This is a genomic window from Bradyrhizobium sp. KBS0727 (assembly GCF_005937885.2).
In the GTDB taxonomy this organism is placed as follows: Bacteria; Pseudomonadota; Alphaproteobacteria; order Rhizobiales; family Xanthobacteraceae; genus Bradyrhizobium.
In genome coordinates this window covers 1,659,025-1,679,302 of sequence record NZ_CP042176.1, presented here as the reverse complement: position 1 = coordinate 1,679,302, position 20,278 = coordinate 1,659,025, and the positions used below count along the sequence as shown (strand labels likewise).

The following is a 20,278-nucleotide window of genomic DNA, read 5'->3' as shown; positions in this document are numbered from 1 at the left end:
GCAAGCGAAAGTGGGAACTGGCGATGGAATTCCCTGAGGACGGCGCTGACTTGGAAAGAGCGGGGCTACATCCTTCGAGACGGCGCTTCGCGCCTCCTCAGGATGAGGTCTGCGAGTTTGGCGGCTGCGAAATTCTCAGACCTCATGGTGAGGAGCGCGGCAACGCCGCGCGTCTCGAACCATGCAGCCGAGATCTGGCAGCGCGCTACTTCAGCCGCACCACGGTCGCGGCGGAATCACCCGCCGGCTCATCGATATCGGCGGCCGGCTTGTCCATTGCCTCGACCACCTCGATGCCTCTGCCATGGCAGATGTTGGCGAGGCCGGCGGGCAGTGGCGCGTCGGTGACAAAGGTGTGGATCTGGCTGAGATGGGCGATGCGCACCGGCGCGCTTCGACGCAGCTTGGTGGAGTCCGCCACCAGCATGACGCTGCGCGCGTTGGCGATGATCGCTTGCGCCGCCTGCACCTCGCGATAGTCGAAGTCGAGCAGCGCGCCCTCCTCGTCGATCGCCGATGCGCCGATGATGGCGTAATCGACCTTGAACTGGCCGATCAGGCTGATCGCGGTGGAACCGATCACGGCGCCGTCGGCGCGGCGCACCGCGCCGCCAGCCACGATGACCTCGATGCGCGGATGCCGGTAAAGCAGCATCGCGACGTTGAGATTGTTGGTGATGACGAGCAGGTCCTCATGCGAGGTCAGCGCGCTCGCAACTTCTTCCGTCGTGGTGCCGATGTTGATGAACAGCGAACAGCCGTTCGGAATTCGCGACGCCGCGGCGATCCCGATCGCGCGCTTCTCCTCGGCGGCGACAAAGCGCCGCGCCTCATAGGCCAGGTTTTCGACGCCGGAGGCGATGATGGCGCCGCCGTGGATGCGCGTCAGCGAGCGCTGGTCGCAGAGATCGTTGAGATCCTTGCGGATGGTCTGCGCCGAAACCTCGAAACGCCGGGCAAGATCCTCCACGATCACACGGCCGGAGGCGCGGGCGATATTGAGGATTTCAGTCTGGCGGTTGGACAGTCCGGCCACGGCGAGCACCTTGGGATGGAAGGCGTCCCATGGTGCGGCCGATTGGCGATACCGTCAACGAGGGAGATCAGAATAAAGTTAAGGGCTGGCATTCCGGGAAGCGAAGCGATCCATCGAGCCGCAAAGATGGAGAGCCGCAAAGATGGAGTGCTTCCGCCTACGCTCGTTGAGCTACGGCGGACAAGTCGTCGCTCGCGCTCCTCGCAATGACGGAGGAAACGTTACGAGACGGCTCGCCGGTCTACGCCGCCGTCGGCAGCGCGCCGTTCGCGAGACGGGTCGCGGCACGCTCGGCCTCGCGCGCGTTGCGAAACACCTGGCCTTCCAGCCGGTCGAAACGGTGCGACGCAGCGAAGAACTGGAATCCGCCGGGGCCGCGCACGACGATGCCCGCAGGTTGCGACGAAACTTCGATAATGAACGTATCCGACATTGCCAGCCTTCGTTGATTCGCTGCTGGCAACGGATTTAGGGGCTGATTGTTCCGGGCGTATGACGAAGCCGTGGCGTCTTCGCGTCCAGCCGAACGCATCACACGCGACGCAGGCGATGGCGCCGGTGGGCGTGCAGACGCCACCGCATCTTGGATCCCGATAGACGTATTTTCGCCTTATTGCCCGCGGGTTGCTGCGCTGCAGGCTTGAGCTGCGACCAAGCTGGGCCCTGTGTTCCCGACGAATCTTTGCTATGAAGGGCCTGACAGCAGGGAGAACAGACATGATTTCGAAATTTGCGGTCACGATGGTGGCTGCGCTCGCGATTTGTGGGCAGGTCCACCAGGCAGCCGCCCAGGACAGCACGCTCGGAGGCGCTCTCTTCGGAGGTGCTGCCGGCGCGATTGTCGGCGGTGCACTTGGTGGCGGCCGCGGCGCCGCGGTCGGCGCTATCATCGGAGCGGGCACGGGAGCCGCGATCGGCGCCCAGGGCGAGCCGCGCCCCGGCGGCTATCGTTATTACCAGAACGGTTGCTACGTGGAGCGGCCCGAGGGCTGGATGGCGGTGTCGCCGCGCTATTGCCAGACCGCGGAATATGCGCCTCCGCCCCGGGCTTACGCACCGCCCCCGCGGCCGCGCTGCATGTACTCCCCGTCCTATGATCCGAGCCGCGGCACGTTCATCGGCCGCGACGGCTACGAGCGCCCCTGCCCGTAAGGCCTGTTCAGCTCGGGACTTGATCAAAAGAAATCCACCTCGCATCATATGCGAGGTGGATTTTCGTTTGAAACGCGACCTCGGTTTGAAAGCGCGCTTCAGCTTGAAAGCGCCCCGGCGTTCAAACCGGAATCGGCGGTGGCCCGGCCTGCTGGATCGGCTGCGGATGGCCCTGATCGTCGATCGAGACATAGGTGAAGTTGCCATCGGTCACCAGGATCGGCACCATCTCCCGGCGACGCAATGCCCAAGCCTCGAGATGAACCGTGACCGAGGTCCGGCCGATCCGCACCAGGCTGGCATGGACGGAAACGAGATCGCCGACATAGACCGCTTTGCGAAAATTCATCGCCTCGATCGCAACCGTCACCGTGCGGGATTTCGCGATCTTGGAAGCGAACACCCCGCCGCCGAGATCCATCTGGCCGAGTAGCCAGCCGCCGAAGATATCGCCGTTGGCATTGGTATCGGCCGGCATCGCCAGCGTGCGGATGCAGAGATCGCCGCTCGGCTCGGTTTCGGTGGTTGGCAGCGCGTGGGCATGGGTTTCGGTCACTTGGGTATCGGTCACTTGAAATTCTCCCAGCCGGCATCAGGCGCGAACCGGCCGCCGAATTTTTCCGCGAGCGCGCGCAAGGTCGAGACCACGTTTTCCGCGCCGCGGTCGCGCGCATAATTCAACGGACCGCCGCGGAACGGCGCATAGCCGGTGCCGAAAATGACCGCGCCATCGACCACGTCGGCATTGTCGACGATGCCTTCGCGCAGGCAGGCGACGCAGACATTGGACATCGGCAGGATCAGCCGGTCGATCATTTCGGGCGAAGGCGGCGCGGCGGTGGGCGACGAAGGCGCGATGTCGGCCTTACCATCCTTCCAGACGTAAAAGCCCTTGCCGGTCTTGCGGCCGAGTTCGCCCCTGGCGACCTTGTCGCGCAGCCAGGCTGGCGTCGGCGGCAGTTGATCGCCGAATTTCGAGCGCAGCATGTCGCCGACATCGAGGCAGATATCGAGGCCCACCTGGTCGGCGAGTTCGATCGGGCCCATCGGCATGCCGAACTTCCTCGCCGCCGCGTCGATGACCGACTTGTCGACCTTCTCGTCGAGCATCACCATCGCCTCCAGCATGTAGGGCGTCAGCGCACGGTTGACGAGAAACCCCGGCGAGCTCTTCACCGGCAACGGCAGGCGGTCGATGGCGCCGACAAAGGCCAGCGCCTCCTTCAACAGCTGCGCATCCGTGCCGTCGTGGCTGACCACTTCAACCAATTGCAGCCGCGACACCGGGTTGAAGAAATGCAATCCGAGCAGTCGCTCGGGTTTCTGCAATGTAGTGCGCAAATCCTGCAGCGGAATGCTCGAGGTGTTGGTGGCGAGGATCGCGCCGGGCTTCATGACAGGCTCCAAGCCGGCATAAACCTTCTGCTTCAGCTCCAGCTTTTCCGGCACCGCCTCGATGATGAGATCGGCGTTGCGAACGCCTTCGGCCTGCATGTCCGGCATCAGCCGGTCGAGCGCATCCCTGACCTCGGTAGGCTTGCGCAGGATTTTTCCGAACAATTCCGCAGCGCGCCTGATGGCGCCGGCGATCGGCTCCGGCTTCATGTCGGCGAGCGTGACCCGCATATCCTGGCCGGCGCACCAGGCGGCGATGTCGCCGCCCATCGCGCCGGCGCCGATGACGTGAACGTGCGCGATCTTGTTGCCGGTACCGGCGAGCTTCTTCATCTGCTCGCGCAGGAAGAACACCCGGATCAGGTTCTGTGCAGTCGGCGTCACCATCAACCTGGCGAACGACGCCTTCTCGGCGTCGAGCATCGCAACCCTGTCGCCGCCGTGCTTTTCCCAGAGATCGATCAGCGCGTACGGCGCCGGATAGTGCTCCTCGGGTGCTGCCTTTCCGGCCTCGGCGCGCATCCGCGAGGCGAGCAAACCCCGCACCGGGCCGAGGTTGAGAACGGTGTTGAGCAGCCCGGGCCGCGCGCGCTTGAGGCGGCCGGAGATCGCGTCTTTCACCGCGTTGCGGACATGCCGCTCCTGGGTAACGGCATCGACCAGTCCGAGCGATTTCGCCTTTCGCGCATCGATGGTCTTGCCGGTCAGCATCAAGGTCATCGCCTGCATCGGATTGACCAGATGCGTGAAGCGCACCGTGCCGCCAAGGCCGGGATGCAGGCCGAGCATCACTTCCGGAAAACCAAACCGGGCATCGTCGATCGCAATCCGCATCTGGCAGGCCAGCGCCACCTCGAGGCCGCCGCCGAGGCAGAAGCCGTGGATCACGGCGACCGTCGGGATGCGCAGCGCCTCCATCCGGTCGATTACCGCGTGCGCCCGGCCGATCGGGGTCTCGACCGCGCGGGCGTCGGTCGCGCCGCGGAATTCGTTGACGTCGGCACCGGCAATGAAGCCGGATGTCTTGGCGGAGCGAACGACAAGCCCGGTCGGCCGTGCGCTTTCGAGTTCGGCCAGCACCTTGTCGAGTTCCTCGAGCAGATCGGCCGAGAGCGTATTGGCGCTGGCGCCGGCGCGGTCGAACAACAGCCAGGCGACGCCGTCCTCATCGCGGGTCAGCTTGAAATTCCTGTAGGGCCCGTTGGCGTCGGGTTTCGGCCCGAGTTCGAGCACGCGATCGCCGAGAAGGTCCATGATCCGTGATTCCATGATCACACCGTCTCTATCAGCATCGCGCCACCCTGCCCGCCACCGATGCATTCGGTGGCGATGCCGCGCCGTGTACCCAGCCGCTTCATGGCGTTGACGAGATGCAGCACGATGCGGTTGCCGCTGCAGCCGACGGGATGACCGAGGCTGATGGCGCCGCCATCGACGTTCATTCGGGTCTGATCGATCTCGCCGGCCGCAGCTTCGAGGCCGAGAATTTCCTTGCAGAACTTTTCGTCCTTCCAGGCCGCGAGACAGCCCAGCACCTGCGTTGCAAAGGCCTCGTTCAATTCCCAGGTCTCGATATCCTGCAATGTCAGACTGTTGCGCTTCAAAAGTTCGGTCGCCGACAGCACCGGCCCGAGGCCCATGATGCCAGGATCGAGCGCCGACCACTGGCTGTCGAGGATGACCGCCTTCGGCGTAAGGCCGTGCCTGGCGACGGCTTCTTCGGACGCCAGGATCACCCAGGAGGCGCCGTCGGTGATCTGCGAGGAGTTGCCGGCGGTGACCTGGCCCCAGGGCCGCTCGAACACCGGCTTCAATTTCGCCAACGTTTCCGGCGTCGAGTCCGGTCGCACGCCGTCGTCGTGGTCGTAGAATTTGCCGTCACGGGCGAACGCGGTTTCGACTTCGCCTTTAAGCCAGCCTTGGCTTTGGGCGTTCGCCAGCCGCTTGTGGCTTTCGGCTGCATAGGCATCCGACTGCGCGCGCGTGATGCCGAAGAGATGCCCGACCACTTCGGCGGTCTGGCCCATGTTGAGTTCGGTGATGGGATCGGTCAGCCCGCGTTCGAGCCCGATGATTGGCTTGAGATAGCCCGGCCGCAGTTTTAGCGCGGCCATGATCTTGGCGCCGATCCCCTTGGCGCCGGCAAGTCCCGCGAACCACCGCACGCCCTGCTGCGGCCACACCAGCGGCGCGTAGCTGAGCGCCTCGGAGCCGCCGGCCAGGATTAGGTCGGAGACGCCCTCGCGGATATAGCGGTAGCCGGTGTCGATCGACTGCATGCCTGAGCCGCAATTGATCTGCACGGTGAAGGCGACCATCTTCTCGCCCATGCCTAGCCGGAGTGCCGCGACGCGGGCCGGGTTCATCTCGTCGGCGATGACGTTGACACAGCCCAAAATCACCTGGTCGAAGACTGATGGCGCAAAAGGCTGCCGTGCCAACAGCGGCCGGCCACACTGCACGGCGAGATCGACCGGGGTGAAGGGGCCGGGACCGGAGCGCGCTTTCAGGAACGGCGTCCGGCTGCCGTCGACGATAAAGACCGGTCGCGCCATCAGCTCGCTGCCCTCTGCTCACCCAGTTCCTGGAAGAATTGATGCACGTCGGCGGGCTTCCTGTAAATCGGCGACAGCGCCTCGGGCGCAAAATCGTCGACCTCGATGACCTTCGCAACGGCCTCATGCGCCGCCGCGAGCTGCTCGCCTTCTCCTTGCGTGATGACGCCCTTCTTCACCGCGTCCTTCCAGTCGTGCAGGCGCGCCGCGCGCATCTTCTTTGAAATATCCTCCGCGGCGGTAACCAGCAGGAACGCTTTCTCCAGCCGGGCCACGCCGCCGTCGTCGTCGACGTGCGACAGATCCGGCGTCAACCGGTCGCGCGCCGCCGACGGCTCCAGCACCAGTTGCGCGCATTGGTGCACGACGCGATCGGACGGACCGAGCACCCTGGCGCCGAACGGCTGGATCAGGAATTTCAGAATGACCGCGACAAACCGGTTCGGCAGATTGCCGAGGATTTCCGCAAAGCGGTTCTCGATGGTGCGGAAACCGCTCGCCATGCACCATTCGAGCGCGGGCAAGTCCGCACTTTGGCGTCCCTCGTCCTGCCAGCGCTTCAGCGCGGCAGACAGAAGATAAAGCTCGGACAGAATATCGCCGAACCGGGCGGAGAGCATTTCCTTGCGCTTGAGCGCGCCGCCCAGGGTCAACAGCGCCATGTCGGCGCACAGCGCAAACGCCGACGAATAGCGCGCGAGCTGGCGATAGAACCGCGCCGCCTCGCCGGCCTCGGGCGCCGGCGCAAACAGGCCGCCGCTCCAGCTTCGGCCCCAGGCACGGAACATGGTCTTGAAGCTGTGGCCTATGTGTTTCCAGAACACCTGGTCGAAGGCATCGAGGCCCTTTGCCTGATCCTGTTCGCCGAGCGCATTCATCTCTTCCAGCAGATAGGGATGCGCGCGGATCGCGCCCTGCCCAAATACGATCAGGTTGCGGGTCAGGATATTGGCGCCCTCGACGGTGATGCCGACCGGCACCGACCGGTAGAGATTGCCCATGTAGTTCTGCGGGCCGTCGATCACGGCCTTGCCGCCGTGAATATCCATGGCGTCGTCGATCGCGATCCGCATCCGCTCGGTGGCGTGCAGCTTCATGATCCCGGAAATCACCGCAGGATGATGGCCCTGGTTCAGCGCCGCACAGGTCAGCCGCCGCGCGGCGTCGAGCAGATAGGCCGTGCCCGCGATGCGCGCGAGCGGCTCCTCGATGCCCTCGAACTTACCGATGGAAATGCCGAACTGCTCACGGATGCGGGCATAGGCGCCGGACGTGCGCGCGGCGTAAGCTGCGCCCGCAGCAGAAAGCGACGGCAACGAGATGCCGCGGCCGGCGGCGAGCGCCGTCATCAGCATCTTCCAGCCCTGGCCGAGCCGTTCCTGGCCGCCGATGATATAGTCCATCGGGATAAAGACATCGTGGCCCCAGTTCGGGCCGTTCTGGAACACCTGCATCGCCGGCAGATGGCGATGGCCGATCTGGACGCCGGTCAGATGCGTCGGGATCAGCGCCACGGAGATGCCGAGGTCCTCTTCCTGACCGACGAGGTGATCGGGATCATAGGCCTTGAAGGCAAGCCCGAGCAGCGTCGCAACCGGTCCTAGCGTGATGTACCGCTTGTGCCAGTTCAGCCGCAGGCCCAGCACGTCGCGACCTTCGAACTGGCCCTTGCAGATGATGCCGGTGTCGATCATCGACGCCGCATCCGAGCCGGCCTCGGGGCTGGTCAATCCGAAGCAGGGAATATCGCGGCCGTCGGCCAGCCGCGGCAGCCATTGTTGCTGCTGTTCCTTGGTGCCGAAACGCATCAGCAGTTCGCCGGGCCCGAGCGAGTTGGGCACCATCACGGTGACGGCGGCGGTCAGCGAACGCGACGAAATCTTGCGCACCACTTCGGAATGCGCGTAGGGCGAGAAGCCGAGCCCGCCATGTTCCTTCGGGATGATCATGCCGAAGAACTTGTGCTCCTTGATGAAGGACCACACTTCCGGCGGCAGGTCGCGCCATTCCCAGCAGATCTTCCATTCGTCGAGCATGGCGCAGAGTTCGTCGACCGGGCCGTGGAGGAAGGCTTGCTCCTCGTCGGTCAATTTGGCGGGCTCAGTCGCCAGCAATTTCGACCAGTCCGGATTGCCGGTGAAGAGGTCCGCATCCCACCAGACATCGCCGGCCTCCAGCGCCTCGCGCTCGGTGTCGGACATCGTGGGCAATACGCCGTGCGCCCAGGAGAAGATCGGCTTGGTGATGAAGTCGCGGCGGAAGCTCATGGCGATCACCTCATGGTTGACGGCACGGCTGGCGCCGCACGCTAAGCCAAGCGTGCGGCTGTCGCCGCACCTCAAGCCAAACGTGCGGCTGTCGCCGCACCTCAAGCCAAACGTGCGGCTGTCGCCGCACCTGGGCCAGACGACGGTTCATCCTAGCTGATAGCGCGGGATTCGGGGGCGTCTGGCGGCGGGAATGAAGCGAAATTGATGAACCAACCGATAACGGCGGTGACCCGTTTCGGTTCCGAAAAGGCTGCATTTTCCATCGTTTGAGCAGGATTGGCGCATTTCCTGGCCGGCGGAAGTCTGCCCCGAGGCCGACTGACGCCACCGCTCCCCCCGCTGAACGATCGGACAACGTGACGCAATACTGAACCGGGTGAGAACACTGCTATAGTATTGCTCTCGTTGTCCGGTCCAAGTCTCCGCCGATCGATTAATTCGATCACCAAACGAATAGGCTCATGGCGACGTTGGCTCATCATCCGATCTTCGGATCCCGTGTGTCGTACGCCCTATCAATTGCGGTTGCGGCGATCTGGGCTGTCGTCGGGACCAGCCGCGCGGCCGACATGCCTGCCCCATCGCCGGACAGGCTCAATCGCATCACCGAATTCTTCAACAACGAGATTGCTAGCGGGAAATTGCCCGGCGCCGTCGTGTTGATCCAGCAGCACGGCAAGCCGGTCTATCTGAAGTGTTTCGGCGTCCAGGACGTCGCAACCAAGGCGCCGATGACATCTGATACGATCTTTGCGCTCCATTCGATGACAAAGCCGATTACAAGCCTGGCGGCGATGATGTTGATCGAGGCCGGCAAGATGTCGCTCTCGGATCCGGCATCCAAATTCATCCCCGGATTTGCCGATGTCACGGTTGGTATCGAGACGGAAAAAAAAGATGCCCTGAAACTTGTTCCGGCGGACCGGCCGATAACGATCGCGGACTTGCTGCGCCAGACATCGGGCATCACCTACGAGTATATCGGCGGCAGGTTGATCATGAAGGCCTATTCCGAATCCGGGCTTTTCAACGGGCGTTACGACAACAAGACGTTTGCCGATCGCATTGCAAAATTGCCGTTGGCGCGGCAGCCCGGGACGCTCTGGCGTTACGGCCATTCGACCGATGTCATTGGCCGCATTATCGAGATCGTATCCGGACAGACGCTGTATCAGTTCGAGAAGCAACACATCTTCGATCCGCTGGGCATGACCAGCACCAAGTATGTCCTGGACGACGCAGGAGAACGCGCACGAATGGCGGAGCCGTTGCCTGATGATACCATCCTGAAAAACGCCGAGACCGAACGCCGCGCCCATCCGGAATGGGAATCCGGCGGTGGCGGGCTGGTATCTTCGCTAACCGACTACGCCCGCTTTGCCCAGATGTTGCTCAACGGCGGCCAGCTTGACGGCAAACGGTATCTTGGCCCGGCGGCATTCAAGACGATGACATCGGACCACGTCGGACCCGGTTCCGGCGTCGCCCGGGACTACTACTATTTTCCAGGCGACGGCTTTGGCTACGGCTACGGCCTCGCCGTGCGCACCGATCCCGGCAATGCCCGGCCGCCGCCGCCGGGCTCCATCGGCGAACTCAAATGGGACAGCGGCAGCGGCACGTACTTCGGCGTCGATCCTAGCCTCGACATGATCTACATCCTGCTGGAGCAGACCCAGAACGAACGCGCGCGCATCACACCCGCTTTCAAGAAGCTGGTTTACGACGCCTTCGGCAAGGACAATTGATCAATCCGGGCGAATCATCTCGAACATGTCTTCCGGCTTGACCGTGAAATAATCGCCGCGGCGGCCGGCGCGCACGATCGGGCGAGCCAGTGCAGTTATATAGACGCCGTCCTTGATCATGGCCTTGTCGATATGGACGGCGACGACTTCACCCAGCGTCAGCCAGGCGTTGGCCTTTTCACCGTTGGCGCCCTGCAACTGGATGATCTGGGTCAGCTTGCATTCGAACGCAACCGGGCTTTCAGCCACCCGCGGCACGTTGACGAGCTTGCCAGGCACCGCCGTCAGACCTGAGATCTGGAATTCGCTGACGTCCGGCGCGACATGGGCGGCCGTCGCGTTCATGTGCTTCGCCAGATCCAGGGTGGCGAGATTCCAGACGAATTCGCCGGTGTCCTTTACGTTCTGGACGGTGTCCTTCCAGGACGTCGAGGAAAAGCCGATGATCGGCGGCGCGTAGCAAAAGCCATTGAAGAAGCTGTAGGGCGCGAGGTTGACGTTGCCCTTGCTGTCCCGCGACGAAATCCACCCGATCGGGCGCGGCGCGATGATGGCGTTGAAGGGGTCGTGCTTGAGGCCGTGGCCGTTCTTCGGTTCGTAGTAGTGCAGGTCTTTGGTGGTCACGCAGGGAATTCCTTGGGATGTCTGTCATTCCGGGGCGATGCAAAGCATCGAACCTCAGGTGTGCAATTGCACATCGGGGAATCTCGAGATTCCGGGTCTGGTCCTTCGGACCATCCCGGAATGACGGGCAAAGTTATTTCGCCTTGCCAACCCCTTTAGCACGCGGCGACAGCCCCGCGATCACAAAGTCGATCATTTCGTCGATCGACGGGCCCGGCTTGTTGGCACATTGGGCGATCATTTGCGGGTGGAAGAACCGCATCATCGCGGTGCAGGTGCACAGCGCCGCCAACGGCACGTCGGTAACCTCGAACTCTCCGGAGGCTGCGCCTTCGGCTATCACGCTGCCGATGGTTCCGGTGATCCGCTCCATATGGGCGACGCAGACGTCCCAGCTCTCCTCCATCGCGATCTCGACCATCTCATGCAACTTGGAATCGTCGACATAGCGTTCCGCATTCATGTGGTGGATCGAGGTCATCAGTTCGCGCAGGCGGCTGGCCGCCGGGCCGCCGGTGGCCGCGATGGCCTGCGCGGCCTGCTCGACCTCGCCCATCAGGCCGCGCGCCACGCCTTCGTGGATCGCCTTCTTCGAGTCGAAGAAGCGATAGACGTTGGCCGGGCTCATCCGCAGTTCCTTGGCGATGTCGGCCACCGTGGTCTTCTGGTAGCCGATCACCCGGAACAGACGCTCCGCCACCACGAGAATCCGTTCCCGGGTATCGGTTTCGATGTTTTCCGAAATCAGCGTCATGTCAGAACACAATCTTCAATTATTCCGCCGCATCGGCAAGCGGAAATGCGAGCGGAGGCGTAGCTACCAGACCCTTGCCCTGATGCTGCGGCGCAAGATCGGGCTGTTCGACCGGGCCGCTTTCTTCCAGGCTCTTGCGGAACCAGAGCGCGTAGAGGCCCGGCAGGTACAGCAAGGTCAGGAAGGTTGCAACAAACAAACCACCCATGATGGTGATCGCCATCGGTCCCCAGAAGGCGGAGCGCGACAGCGGGATCATGGCAAGGATCGCGGCCAGCGCCGTCAGCACCACCGGCCGGGCACGCCGGACGGTGGCTTCGACGATGGCTTCCCGGCGCGTCAGGCCGTAGGCGACGTCGGACTCGATCTGGTCCACCAGGATCACCGCATTGCGCATGATCATGCCGGCCAGCGCGATCAGCCCGAGCAGCGCCACGAAGCCGAACGGCTGGTTGGCGACATTGAGCCCGAGCGAAGCACCGACGATGCCGAGCGGCGCGGTCAGGAACACCAGGATCAGGCGCGAGAAGCTCTGCAACTGGATCATCAGCAGCGTCAGCATGACCAGTACCATCAGCGGAAACAGCACGAAGATCGAGGCGTTGCCCTTGGCGGATTCCTCGAACGCGCCGCCCGCTTCGATCCGGTAGGCCGGCTCGAGGTGATCGCGGATTTCCTGCAGCTTCGGCGAGATCTGGCTGGTGACGTCGGGCGCCTGCACGCCGTCGACGACGTCGCTGCGCACGGTGATCGCCATGTCGCGGTTACGCCGCCACAGGATCGGGTCCTCGTGGTCATACTCGATCCTGGCGATCTGCTGCAGCGGCACCGCAACACCGTTGCGTGACGTCACCGTGAGGTCACCGACGCGGCCGAGATCGAGCCGTTCGGACGGCACCGCGCGCGCGATCACGCCGACCTTCTCGATGCCGTCGCGAATGGTGGTGACCGGCGCGCCCGAGATCAGCATGGCGAGCGCCTGCGAGACGTCCTGCGGGGTGAGGCCGAGCGCGCGGGCACGGTCCTGGTCCACGACCAGTTTCAGGTAAGGCGACTGCTCGTTCCAGTCGAGCTGCACGTCCTTGGTCTTGTCGTTCTGCCGCATCACGTCGCGCACCTTGTAGGCGATGTCGCGCACCGTGTTGGGATCGGGGCCGATGACGCGGAACTGGACCGGGAAGCCGACCGGCGGGCCGAAATTGAAGCGATCGACGCGCACCCGCGCCTCGGTCAGTTCGCCTTCATTGACCGCCTTCTCCAGCCGCGCCTTGATCCGCTCGCGGGCCTCGACGTCCTTGGAGACGATCACGATCTCGGCAAAGGCCTCGTTCGGCAGTTGCGGATTGAGGCCGAGCCAGAACCGCGGCGAGCCCTGGCCGATATAGGAGGTGTAGGTCGCGATATCCTTGTCGCCCTTCAGCAGCGCTTCGGCCTTCTTGACGGACTTTTCCGTGACGTTGAAGGCGGTGCCCTCGGGCAGGCGCAGTTGCAGGAACAGTTCGGGACGTTCCGACAGCGGGAAGAACTGCTGCTGGACATGGCCGAAGCCGACGATCGAGAGCACGAACACGCCAACGGTCGCCAGCACCACCTTGACGCGGTGATCGACGCACCACTGTACCACGCGGCGCAGGCCGCGATACATCCGGGTCTCGTAGACCGCGTGCGGATCGTGGTTGTGGTGGACCTTGATGTTCGGCAACAGCTTGACGCCGATATAGGGCGTGAAGATCACCGCGACGAACCAGGAGGCGACCAGCGCGATCGCCACGATCCAGAAGATGCCGCCGGCATATTCGCCGACCGCCGAATTGGCAAAGCCGATGGGGAGGAAGCCAGCGGCCGTGACCAGCGTCCCCGTGAGCATCGGAAACGCGGTTGATTCCCAGGCAAAGGACGCCGCGTGCACGCGGTCCCAGCCCTGTTCCATTTTCACCACCATCATCTCGACGGCAATGATGGCGTCGTCGACCAACAGGCCGAGCGCGATGATCAGCGCGCCGAGCGTGATCCGGTGCAGATCGAGCGACATCGCATTCATGACGATGAAGACGATCGCCAGCACCAGCGGCACCGAGGCCGCCACCACGATACCGGTGCGCCAGCCGAGCGCGACAAACGAGACGAACAGCACGATCGCGAGCGCCTCGATGAAGGAATGCACGAACTCGCCGACCGCGCGCTCGACCACCTTCGGCTGGTCGGCAATCTGATCGACATTGATGCCCTGCGGCACCGCAGCCATGAACTCCGCGACCGCCTTCTCGACGTCCTTGCCGAGCTCGAGGATGTTGGCGCCGCGGGTGGTGACGACGCCGATGCCGAGCGCGGGCTTGCCCTCCTGACGGGCGATGAAGGTCGGCGGATCGACATAGCCATGGGTGACGGTCGCGATGTCGCCCAGACGGAACACGCGGCCGTTGCTTTCGACCGGCGTTTCGGCCACCGCCTTGACGCCGTCGAGCGCGCCGGTGACGCGCAGCGGCACGCGCTGCGACGAGGTTTCGACGGTGCCGGCCGGGGTCACGTTGTTCTGCTTGGCCAGCGAATCGAACAGCGCCTGCGGCGTGATGCCGAGCGTCGCCAGCTTGGCGTGCGAGAATTCGACATAGATGCGCTCGTCCTGGGTGCCATAGAGGTCGACCTTGGTGACTCCGGGCACCTTCAACAGCCGCTGGCGCATGCCTTCGGCGGTCTTCTTCAACTGCGCGTAATCGGCGCCGTCGCCGGTCATCATGTAGAGGATCGAATCGACGTCGGAGAACTCGTCGTTGACGACCGGGCCGAGCAGGCCCGTCGGCAACTGGCCCTGCACGTCGGCAAGCTTCTTGCGCAGCAGGTAAAACAGATAGGGCACGTCCTTGGGCGGGGTCGAATCCTTGAAGGTGACCTGCATCGCCGTGAACGCCGGCTTGGAATAGGTCTGCACCTTCTCGAAGAACGGCAGTTCCTGCAGCTTCTTCTCGATCGGATCGGCGACCTGGGTCTGCATTTCCTGGGCGGTGGCGCCGGGCCAGATCGCCGAGACGTTGACCACCTTCACCGTAAAGAACGGATCCTCGGCGCGGCCGAGCTTCTGGTAGGAGACGAAGCCGGCTGCACCCAGCGCGATCATCAGGAACAGGATCAAGGTCGGATGGCTTACCGCCCAGCCCGAGAGATTGAAGCGCTTCATGTCACCCTCCGATGATAGTCAGGCTTAGAACGACAGCGACGAAACGACCCGGACCTTCTGGGCCGGATCGAGTTTCTGCACACCGAGGGCGACGACCTTCGCGCCTTCAGGGACGCCGCCGGTGATCACGACGGAATTGCTTTCATAGGATTTCACCGTGACCGGCTTCAGCACCACTTCGCCGGAATCGCCGACGATGTAGAGCGAAGGTTCGCTGCCCTGGCTGAACAACGCCGACAGCGGCAGCCGTGCCACGCGCTCGGTGGCGGGATCGGACAGGGTCAGCGTCGCAGTCATGCCGAGCGAGACCTTGTCGCCGGCCTCGGGCAGCGAGAATTTGGCGAGAAAAGTCCGCGTCGCGGGATCGGCTGAGGGTGCCACCTCGCGCAGCTTCGCGGCGTACTTCTTGTCGGCATCCGACCACAGCGTCACCGTGGCCGTGCCGTCCTTGGCGCGCCCGACCAGCGTCTCGGGGATCGCAACCACGGCTTCCTTCTCGGCAAAGCGCGCTACACGGATCGCGGTCTGGCCGGAGGCCACGACCTGGCCGGGATCGACCAGGGTCGCGGTGACGACGCCGCGGGTGTCGGCGACCAGCGTGGCATAAGAGAGCGAGTTCTTGGTCAGCTCGACCGAGCGCTCGGCGCGGTTGAGGCGCGCACGGGCCTCGTCGGCGGCAGCGCGGCTCGAATCCATCTGCGCATCCGTGGTCCAGCCCTTGGCACGCAGATCCTTGGCGCGCTGTTCGGCGGCACCGGCCTGGGCCAGCACGCCGGTCGCGGCGGTGAATTCGGCCACGGCCTGCTCGGCCTGCAGCTTCAGATCGACCTCATCGAGGGTGGCGAGCGGCTGGCCGACGTCGACGGTCTGGCCGACCTCGACCAGGCGCTTTGCTACCTTGCCGGGGACCCGAAAGCCCATGTCGGTCTCGATCCGGGGCTTGATGGTGCCGACGAAACTGCGCTCCGGCGTCTCCGCCTCGTAATGCACGGTCGCGACCAGAACCGGGCGCCCGGGCGCCGCCACCTCGGCCGCTTTTTCATTGCAGCCGGTCAGCGCAAATACCGCCAGGGCCAACGCAGCCCCGGTCAAGAGCCTGTAATAGCTGGAAAAAATCGAACGGGCGAACATCGGCCTCTCCATCGCGGATCTGATGAAGAGTGTCGAATACTAACTGACGAATGTCAATATTCGTCAGTGATCATGAGTTCGTGATCGGAAACCGGGGTTAGGGAGTGGTTCGCGGGGTCTCAGACGCGGCCGACGCACCCGGCTACGCTAGATCTTGTGGTTTTGGGTGCGGCGACGCCAACCCCTACTTTGCATGGGGTTGTTTTCGCGATTTTGAGTCCCGGGCCAGCCGGCCGCCCGTCACTTCGCCGTGGCGAACTCGGTCTTGGTGTCGTGGCCGCCGAGGAACACCAATAGCCCAGCCGCGAGCGGCAACAGCGACAGCACCAGGAGGCCAGTTGACGTGCTCCCGGTTGCATCCTTGATCCAGCCGACGATGTAGGGTCCGCCAAAGCCCGCGAGGTTGCCGACCGAATTGATCAGCGCGATCGCGCCTGCGGCCGCGGTGCCGGACAGCCACGCGGTCGGCAGCGTCCAGAACACCGCAAAGGTGCAGAACACGCCGATCGCCGCCACCGTCAGCACGATCATGGTCGTGGTCGGGTCGGTGATGTAGCTGGAAGCGCCGAGCGCCACCGCCGTGAGCAGCAACGGCCCGCCGACATGGGCGACGCGCTCGCGGCTGGCGTCGGAATGCCGCGCCCACAGGATCATCGCGATGGTGCCGAACAGATAGGGGATCGCGGTGACGAAGCCGGTCTGCGCGTTGGTGAGGCCGAACGCTTTGACGATCTGCGGCAGCCAGAACTGCATGCCGTACAGCGCGCCGACGAAGCCGAAATAGATCAGGCTCAGCGCGATCACCTTGCCCGAGGACAACGCCTGCCCGAGCGTCATGTGGCTGGCGGCCTGCTTGGTCGCAGTTTCGGCCTGCAGCTTTGCCGCGAGCCACGCCTTCTGCTCTGATGACAGCCAGTCGGCCTTCTCCGGCTTGTCGGTGAGATAGAACCAGGTGACGATGCCGAGCAGCACCGAGGGGATGCCTTCGATGATGAACAGCCACTGCCATCCCTTCAGCCCCATGGCGCCGTCGAGCCCGAGCAGCAGGCCGGAGACCGGCGCGCCGATCACGGTCGAGACGGGAACGGCAATCGCGAATGCCGCGAGAAACCGCGCGCGATATTCCGCCGGATACCAATAGGTCAGATAGAGGATGATGCCGGGAAAGAAGCCGGCTTCGGCGACGCCGAGCAGGAAGCGCAGCACGTAGAAGCTCGTCTCGCCGCTTACCAGCGCCATCGCCGCCGAGATGATGCCCCAGGTCACCATGATCCGGGCGATCCAGCGGCTGGCGCCGAATTTTTCCAGCGCCAGGTTGCTCGGCACCTCGAAGATGAAATAGCCGATGAAGAAGATGCCGGCGCCCCAGGCGAAGATCAGCGGCGTGAACTTGAGCTCGGCGTTCATCGTCAGCGCGGCGAAACCGAGATTGACGCGGTCGAGGTAGGAAAAGAAATAGGCCAGCACCAGGAACGGAATCAGGCGCCACGAAATGGCGCGGATGGTGGACGTCTCGATCTCGCTCTTCGCAAGCGTGGTGGCAAGCGTACTGGATTGGCTCATTGGTTTCTCCCCCCGAGGTTTCTTGTGCCTAAGGGATTACCGAGTGCTTTCGCTTCTGGCAACGGCGAATGCCCGCGCTGGCGCAACGCGGGCATTCCGTTGCTGGGGGGCTGGCCTTTCCCGTAGGACTACGCGCGCGGAGCGATGGAGGAATACCGGGCGCCTCACTCCGCCAACTGAAACCGCTCGAACCGGTCCAGCTCTTCCTCGATGCGGCGTTTGTAGAGCTTGGCGCCACCGCGCGCGGTGCCCTTGCCGACCCAGTTCCATTTCTGCATCAGCAATTTCCGGTTCTGCCGGTCGGTCTTGAGGTCGATCGCGGCGACGATGTCGTCGCCGACCAGCACCGGCAGCGCAAAATAGCCGAATACGCGCTTTGCCTTGGGCACATAGGCCTCGAAACGGTGGCCGTAGCCGAAGAACAGTTCGGTGCGCTTGCGCTGGATGATCAGGGGATCGAACGGCGACAGAATATGCACGAGGCCGGCATCGCCCTCGCCTGCCGGCACCGCTACGTCCGGCTCCAGCACCTCGGACTCAATTATTTCGGGCTTGGCCCAATGCTCCTGCTTACCGGCGCCTTCCAGTGCAACCGGCGTCAATTCCTTGCGCCGCACCCGCGCTTCGATCAGGCGACGGATCGCGGCCTTGCTCGGCGCATCGAGATGGCAGATCGAATCCAGGCTGACCAGGCCCTGCGAACGCAGCGCGCGGTCGAGCAGATAGGCCGTGGTCTCGGCCGCCGAAGCCGGCCTTGGCGGCCGGTCCCAGCCGAAATGCCGCGCCGTCAGGTCATAGGTCTTGAGCATGCCGGTGCGTTCGGAGATCGTCACCTCGCCGGTATAGAAGGCGAGCTGCAGCGCCCGCTTCGACGGCTTGCGGCTCTGCCACAGATGCTCCTTCTCCGTCAGCACGTCGTCCTCGATGTCGCGGATGGTGAGCGCCCCGTCGCGCCGCAGCAGCCGCATCACCTTGCGGGTGTCCTCAGGCTTCACGGAAGCGAACCAGCGGTGGCCTTCGCGCTTGTGCAGCTTCATCGACGCGACGAAGAAGCGGAAATCCTTCGCCGGCACGTAAGACAGCGCATGCGTCCAGTATTCGAACACGCTTTTGTCGGCGCTCTGGGCCGCGCGCAGATCCGCACGGGTATAGGCGGGGATACGACTATAGAGAATATGGTGGTGGCAGCGTTCGATCACGTTGATGGTGTCGATCTGCACATAGCCGAGATGCTCGACCGCCGCCGCCGTCGCCTGCGGCCCGTCGCCGAATGGCACAGGCGTATCGAGCCGCTGGGCGCGGAGCCAGATCCGCCGCGCACGGGCTTTGGTCAGGGGAAGGGGTTCGGTCGCGCGGGGCATCGCGCGGCAATGTAGTCGGATTCGCGCCCGTGAGGAGTCCGGAATCAGGCACCCGTCAAGCGAGTCACCTCAATTCCTGCACCTCAATGCTTGGCCCGCTCCGGAATGCTGCCGGTCGCGATCGTGGCGTCGCAGGAGGCCCGGCCGCGTTCCGACGCCTGGCATCGATAGATGCTGCCGGTGAGGCGATCGACCAGCCATGCGGTCTCCTCGGTAGGACTTTCGATGCCAACATAACGGCTGCCGAGCGCACTGATCAGCGTCGACAACAGGATGGCCGCGGCGATCATGGCGGCGCCGATCAGGATCGGCATCGAGCTTCCGGAACTTTCCGGCTCCGGTGTGCTGGGGCGATAGCCCTGATACTCACGCTGACGCTTCACCGACTGAAACACTGCCCCGCCCGTCTTGTCTCGAACGATTTCTTCTTGAGTTTTCTTGTGAGCTGTCCTGCTAGGCCTGCATCTGGCCGATTTGTTGTCCAGAGATCGGCACCGGCGCGACGTCATTGAGACCGCATCGTAACTTGAATCAAAAGGCGGCCCACGGGCCGCCTTTTATTGTCGCTCGGCGTGCCGGGCTCAGCGGGCCGATGCCGACGGTCGTGGTCAGGTTGCGGGTGACGGTCGCGGGGCCGGCCCGCAGCGAGGCGATCCGGGCCAAGGCGAACGACGCAAGGAGCGCCTCGAAACACGGACGCCAGGACGCAAACGCCTTCACCTGGAAAACCGGACGTTCCCCAACGTGACCTGAATCACATTCGCGGCCTTGAACCTGTCCTAGGTTTCCAGCATCAAAACGCCATGCACGCCAACGCTGGCGTAACCGTGAGGAACAGGACAATGCCCCGCTTTAATGGATTTTCCATCGTGGCAGTCGGCGCCGCGCTGTCGATGACGGCGGGCTTGGCTTTTGCCGGCGATACCGTCTCGGCCGACCAGATCCTGAGCGCGCTGCAGCCAAAGCCGGTGACCCGCAGCCTTTCGAGCGGCACGCAAGCCGACACCGCCGCACAGACCAGGGAAGCCAGCTTTGTCGATACGCTGCGCAACCGGAAGACCCGGTCGCTTTCGCTCGGCGAGCGCCAGGAGATCGCCGAGATTGCCGCGACCAAGCCGAAAATCGATCTTGAAATTCACTTCGACTACAACTCGGCCGATATCGCTAGGGACTCGATGCCGTCGGTGCAGGAACTCGGCAAGGCGCTCTCCAACGCCAGCCTGAAGGATTCGACCTTCGTCGTTGCCGGTCATACCGACGCGGTGGGCGGCGAGTCCTATAACCAGGACCTCTCCGAGCGCCGCGCCGATACGATCAAGAAGTACCTGACCGATAAATACGGCATCGCCGGCGCCAACCTCGTGACCGTCGGTTACGGCAAGACCAGGCCGAAGGATCCGAACGCGCCGATGGATCCGGCGAACCGCCGCGTTCAGGTCGTCAACATGGACACCAAGACCGCGTCGAAGTGAGGTTTGAGAATTGATCCGCCGGCCTCCTTCGGCAGGCGGACG

17 protein-coding genes are annotated in these 20,278 nt (G+C 63.8%); 4 read left to right on the top strand and 13 right to left on the bottom strand.

What is annotated here, in order from left to right:
* Positions 1-205: 205 nt before the first annotated feature.
* Both FFI89_RS07685 and FFI89_RS07680 read right to left on the bottom strand, forming a co-directional pair.
* On the bottom strand, positions 206-1,036 hold the full coding sequence (locus FFI89_RS07685; protein ID WP_138834358.1) for a DeoR/GlpR family DNA-binding transcription regulator: 831 nt from the start codon (positions 1,034-1,036) through the stop codon (positions 206-208).
* Between the two features lie 241 nt (positions 1,037-1,277).
* Entirely contained in the window at positions 1,278-1,469 is a 192-nt protein-coding gene (locus tag FFI89_RS07680; RefSeq protein ID WP_138834356.1) for a hypothetical protein, read from the bottom strand.
* A 284-nt stretch (positions 1,470-1,753) separates the two neighbouring features.
* Here FFI89_RS07680 and FFI89_RS07675 point away from each other — a divergent pair, with 284 nt between their 5' ends.
* Positions 1,754-2,188 carry a glycine zipper domain-containing protein gene (locus FFI89_RS07675; protein ID WP_138834355.1) on the top strand — a complete coding sequence of 145 codons (435 nt, stop codon included), beginning with the start codon at positions 1,754-1,756 and terminating at the stop codon, positions 2,186-2,188.
* A gap of 121 nt (positions 2,189-2,309) precedes the next feature.
* Here the strand turns inward: FFI89_RS07675 and FFI89_RS07670 are convergent, their stop codons facing one another.
* The 4 genes from FFI89_RS07670 to FFI89_RS07655 form a co-directional block, all read right to left on the bottom strand.
* Positions 2,310-2,666, bottom strand: coding sequence for an acyl-CoA thioesterase (locus tag FFI89_RS07670; protein ID WP_371722502.1), 357 nt, complete (start codon positions 2,664-2,666; stop codon positions 2,310-2,312).
* A gap of 89 nt (positions 2,667-2,755) precedes the next feature.
* A complete protein-coding gene (locus tag FFI89_RS07665) occupies positions 2,756-4,852 on the bottom strand; it encodes a 3-hydroxyacyl-CoA dehydrogenase NAD-binding domain-containing protein (RefSeq protein WP_168212825.1) in 2,097 nt (698 codons plus the stop codon).
* 2 nt (positions 4,853-4,854) lie between these two features.
* Entirely contained in the window at positions 4,855-6,138 is a 1,284-nt protein-coding gene (locus tag FFI89_RS07660; protein ID WP_138834351.1) for an acetyl-CoA C-acetyltransferase, read from the bottom strand.
* Complete coding sequence (locus FFI89_RS07655) at positions 6,138-8,405, bottom strand: acyl-CoA dehydrogenase (protein WP_138834349.1); 2,268 nt, start codon at positions 8,403-8,405, stop codon at positions 6,138-6,140. The genes FFI89_RS07660 and FFI89_RS07655 overlap by 1 nt, the downstream gene beginning before the upstream one ends.
* Here FFI89_RS07655 and FFI89_RS34265 point away from each other — a divergent pair.
* Together FFI89_RS34265 and FFI89_RS07650 are read left to right on the top strand one after the other, a co-directional pair.
* Positions 8,404-8,565, top strand: coding sequence for a hypothetical protein (locus tag FFI89_RS34265; RefSeq protein WP_168212824.1), 162 nt, complete (start codon positions 8,404-8,406; stop codon positions 8,563-8,565). The two genes, FFI89_RS07655 and FFI89_RS34265, sit on opposite strands and share 2 nt — an antisense overlap.
* Before the next feature lie 412 nt (positions 8,566-8,977).
* A complete protein-coding gene (locus tag FFI89_RS07650) occupies positions 8,978-10,156 on the top strand; it encodes a serine hydrolase (RefSeq protein WP_138834347.1) in 1,179 nt (392 codons plus the stop codon).
* Here FFI89_RS07650 and FFI89_RS07645 read toward each other — a convergent pair whose 3' ends face one another.
* The 7 genes from FFI89_RS07645 to FFI89_RS07615 form a co-directional block, all read right to left on the bottom strand.
* Entirely contained in the window at positions 10,157-10,780 is a 624-nt protein-coding gene (locus FFI89_RS07645) for a flavin reductase family protein (protein WP_138834345.1), read from the bottom strand.
* Between the two features lie 133 nt (positions 10,781-10,913).
* On the bottom strand, positions 10,914-11,534 hold the full coding sequence (locus FFI89_RS07640) for a TetR/AcrR family transcriptional regulator (RefSeq protein WP_138834343.1): 621 nt from the start codon (positions 11,532-11,534) through the stop codon (positions 10,914-10,916).
* Between the two features lie 19 nt (positions 11,535-11,553).
* Positions 11,554-14,709: an efflux RND transporter permease subunit gene (locus FFI89_RS07635; protein ID WP_138834341.1), complete on the bottom strand. Its 3,156-nt coding sequence runs from the start codon at positions 14,707-14,709 to the stop codon at positions 11,554-11,556.
* Between the two features lie 24 nt (positions 14,710-14,733).
* Positions 14,734-15,840: an efflux RND transporter periplasmic adaptor subunit gene (locus FFI89_RS07630; protein ID WP_138834339.1), complete on the bottom strand. Its 1,107-nt coding sequence runs from the start codon at positions 15,838-15,840 to the stop codon at positions 14,734-14,736.
* 240 nt (positions 15,841-16,080) lie between these two features.
* Positions 16,081-17,403 carry an MFS transporter gene (locus FFI89_RS07625; protein WP_138834337.1) on the bottom strand — a complete coding sequence of 441 codons (1,323 nt, stop codon included), beginning with the start codon at positions 17,401-17,403 and terminating at the stop codon, positions 16,081-16,083.
* 164 nt (positions 17,404-17,567) lie between these two features.
* Positions 17,568-18,764, bottom strand: coding sequence for a winged helix-turn-helix domain-containing protein (locus tag FFI89_RS07620; RefSeq protein ID WP_138834335.1), 1,197 nt, complete (start codon positions 18,762-18,764; stop codon positions 17,568-17,570).
* An 83-nt stretch (positions 18,765-18,847) separates the two neighbouring features.
* Positions 18,848-19,078, bottom strand: a complete 231-nt coding sequence (locus FFI89_RS07615) for a hypothetical protein (protein WP_138836174.1) — start codon at positions 19,076-19,078, stop codon at positions 18,848-18,850.
* Between the two features lie 528 nt (positions 19,079-19,606).
* Between FFI89_RS07615 and FFI89_RS07610 the strand changes: the two genes are divergently transcribed.
* The gene (locus tag FFI89_RS07610; protein ID WP_138834333.1) at positions 19,607-20,236 is read left to right on the top strand and encodes an OmpA family protein; all 630 of its coding nucleotides are present in this window, start codon (positions 19,607-19,609) and stop codon (positions 20,234-20,236) included.
* Positions 20,237-20,278 lie beyond the last annotated feature (42 nt).

Coding starts and splice junctions, on each gene's coding strand:
- FFI89_RS07680 (WP_138834356.1), bottom strand. CDS start 1,469: ATGTCGGATACGTTCATTATCGAAGTTTCGTCGCAACCTGCGGGCATC.
- FFI89_RS07675 (WP_138834355.1), top strand. CDS start 1,754: ATGATTTCGAAATTTGCGGTCACGATGGTGGCTGCGCTCGCGATTTGT.
- FFI89_RS07670 (WP_371722502.1), bottom strand. CDS start 2,666: ATGCCGGCCGATACCAATGCCAACGGCGATATCTTCGGCGGCTGGCTA.
- FFI89_RS07665 (WP_168212825.1), bottom strand. CDS start 4,852: ATGGAATCACGGATCATGGACCTTCTCGGCGATCGCGTGCTCGAACTC.
- FFI89_RS07660 (WP_138834351.1), bottom strand. CDS start 6,138: ATGGCGCGACCGGTCTTTATCGTCGACGGCAGCCGGACGCCGTTCCTG.
- FFI89_RS34265 (WP_168212824.1), top strand. CDS start 8,404: ATGGCGATCACCTCATGGTTGACGGCACGGCTGGCGCCGCACGCTAAG.
- FFI89_RS07655 (WP_138834349.1), bottom strand. CDS start 8,405: ATGAGCTTCCGCCGCGACTTCATCACCAAGCCGATCTTCTCCTGGGCG.
- FFI89_RS07650 (WP_138834347.1), top strand. CDS start 8,978: ATGCCTGCCCCATCGCCGGACAGGCTCAATCGCATCACCGAATTCTTC.
- FFI89_RS07640 (WP_138834343.1), bottom strand. CDS start 11,534: ATGACGCTGATTTCGGAAAACATCGAAACCGATACCCGGGAACGGATT.
- FFI89_RS07635 (WP_138834341.1), bottom strand. CDS start 14,709: ATGAAGCGCTTCAATCTCTCGGGCTGGGCGGTAAGCCATCCGACCTTG.
- FFI89_RS07630 (WP_138834339.1), bottom strand. CDS start 15,840: ATGTTCGCCCGTTCGATTTTTTCCAGCTATTACAGGCTCTTGACCGGG.
- FFI89_RS07625 (WP_138834337.1), bottom strand. CDS start 17,403: ATGAGCCAATCCAGTACGCTTGCCACCACGCTTGCGAAGAGCGAGATC.
- FFI89_RS07620 (WP_138834335.1), bottom strand. CDS start 18,764: ATGCCCCGCGCGACCGAACCCCTTCCCCTGACCAAAGCCCGTGCGCGG.
- FFI89_RS07615 (WP_138836174.1), bottom strand. CDS start 19,078: ATGCCGATCCTGATCGGCGCCGCCATGATCGCCGCGGCCATCCTGTTG.
- FFI89_RS07610 (WP_138834333.1), top strand. CDS start 19,607: ATGCCCCGCTTTAATGGATTTTCCATCGTGGCAGTCGGCGCCGCGCTG.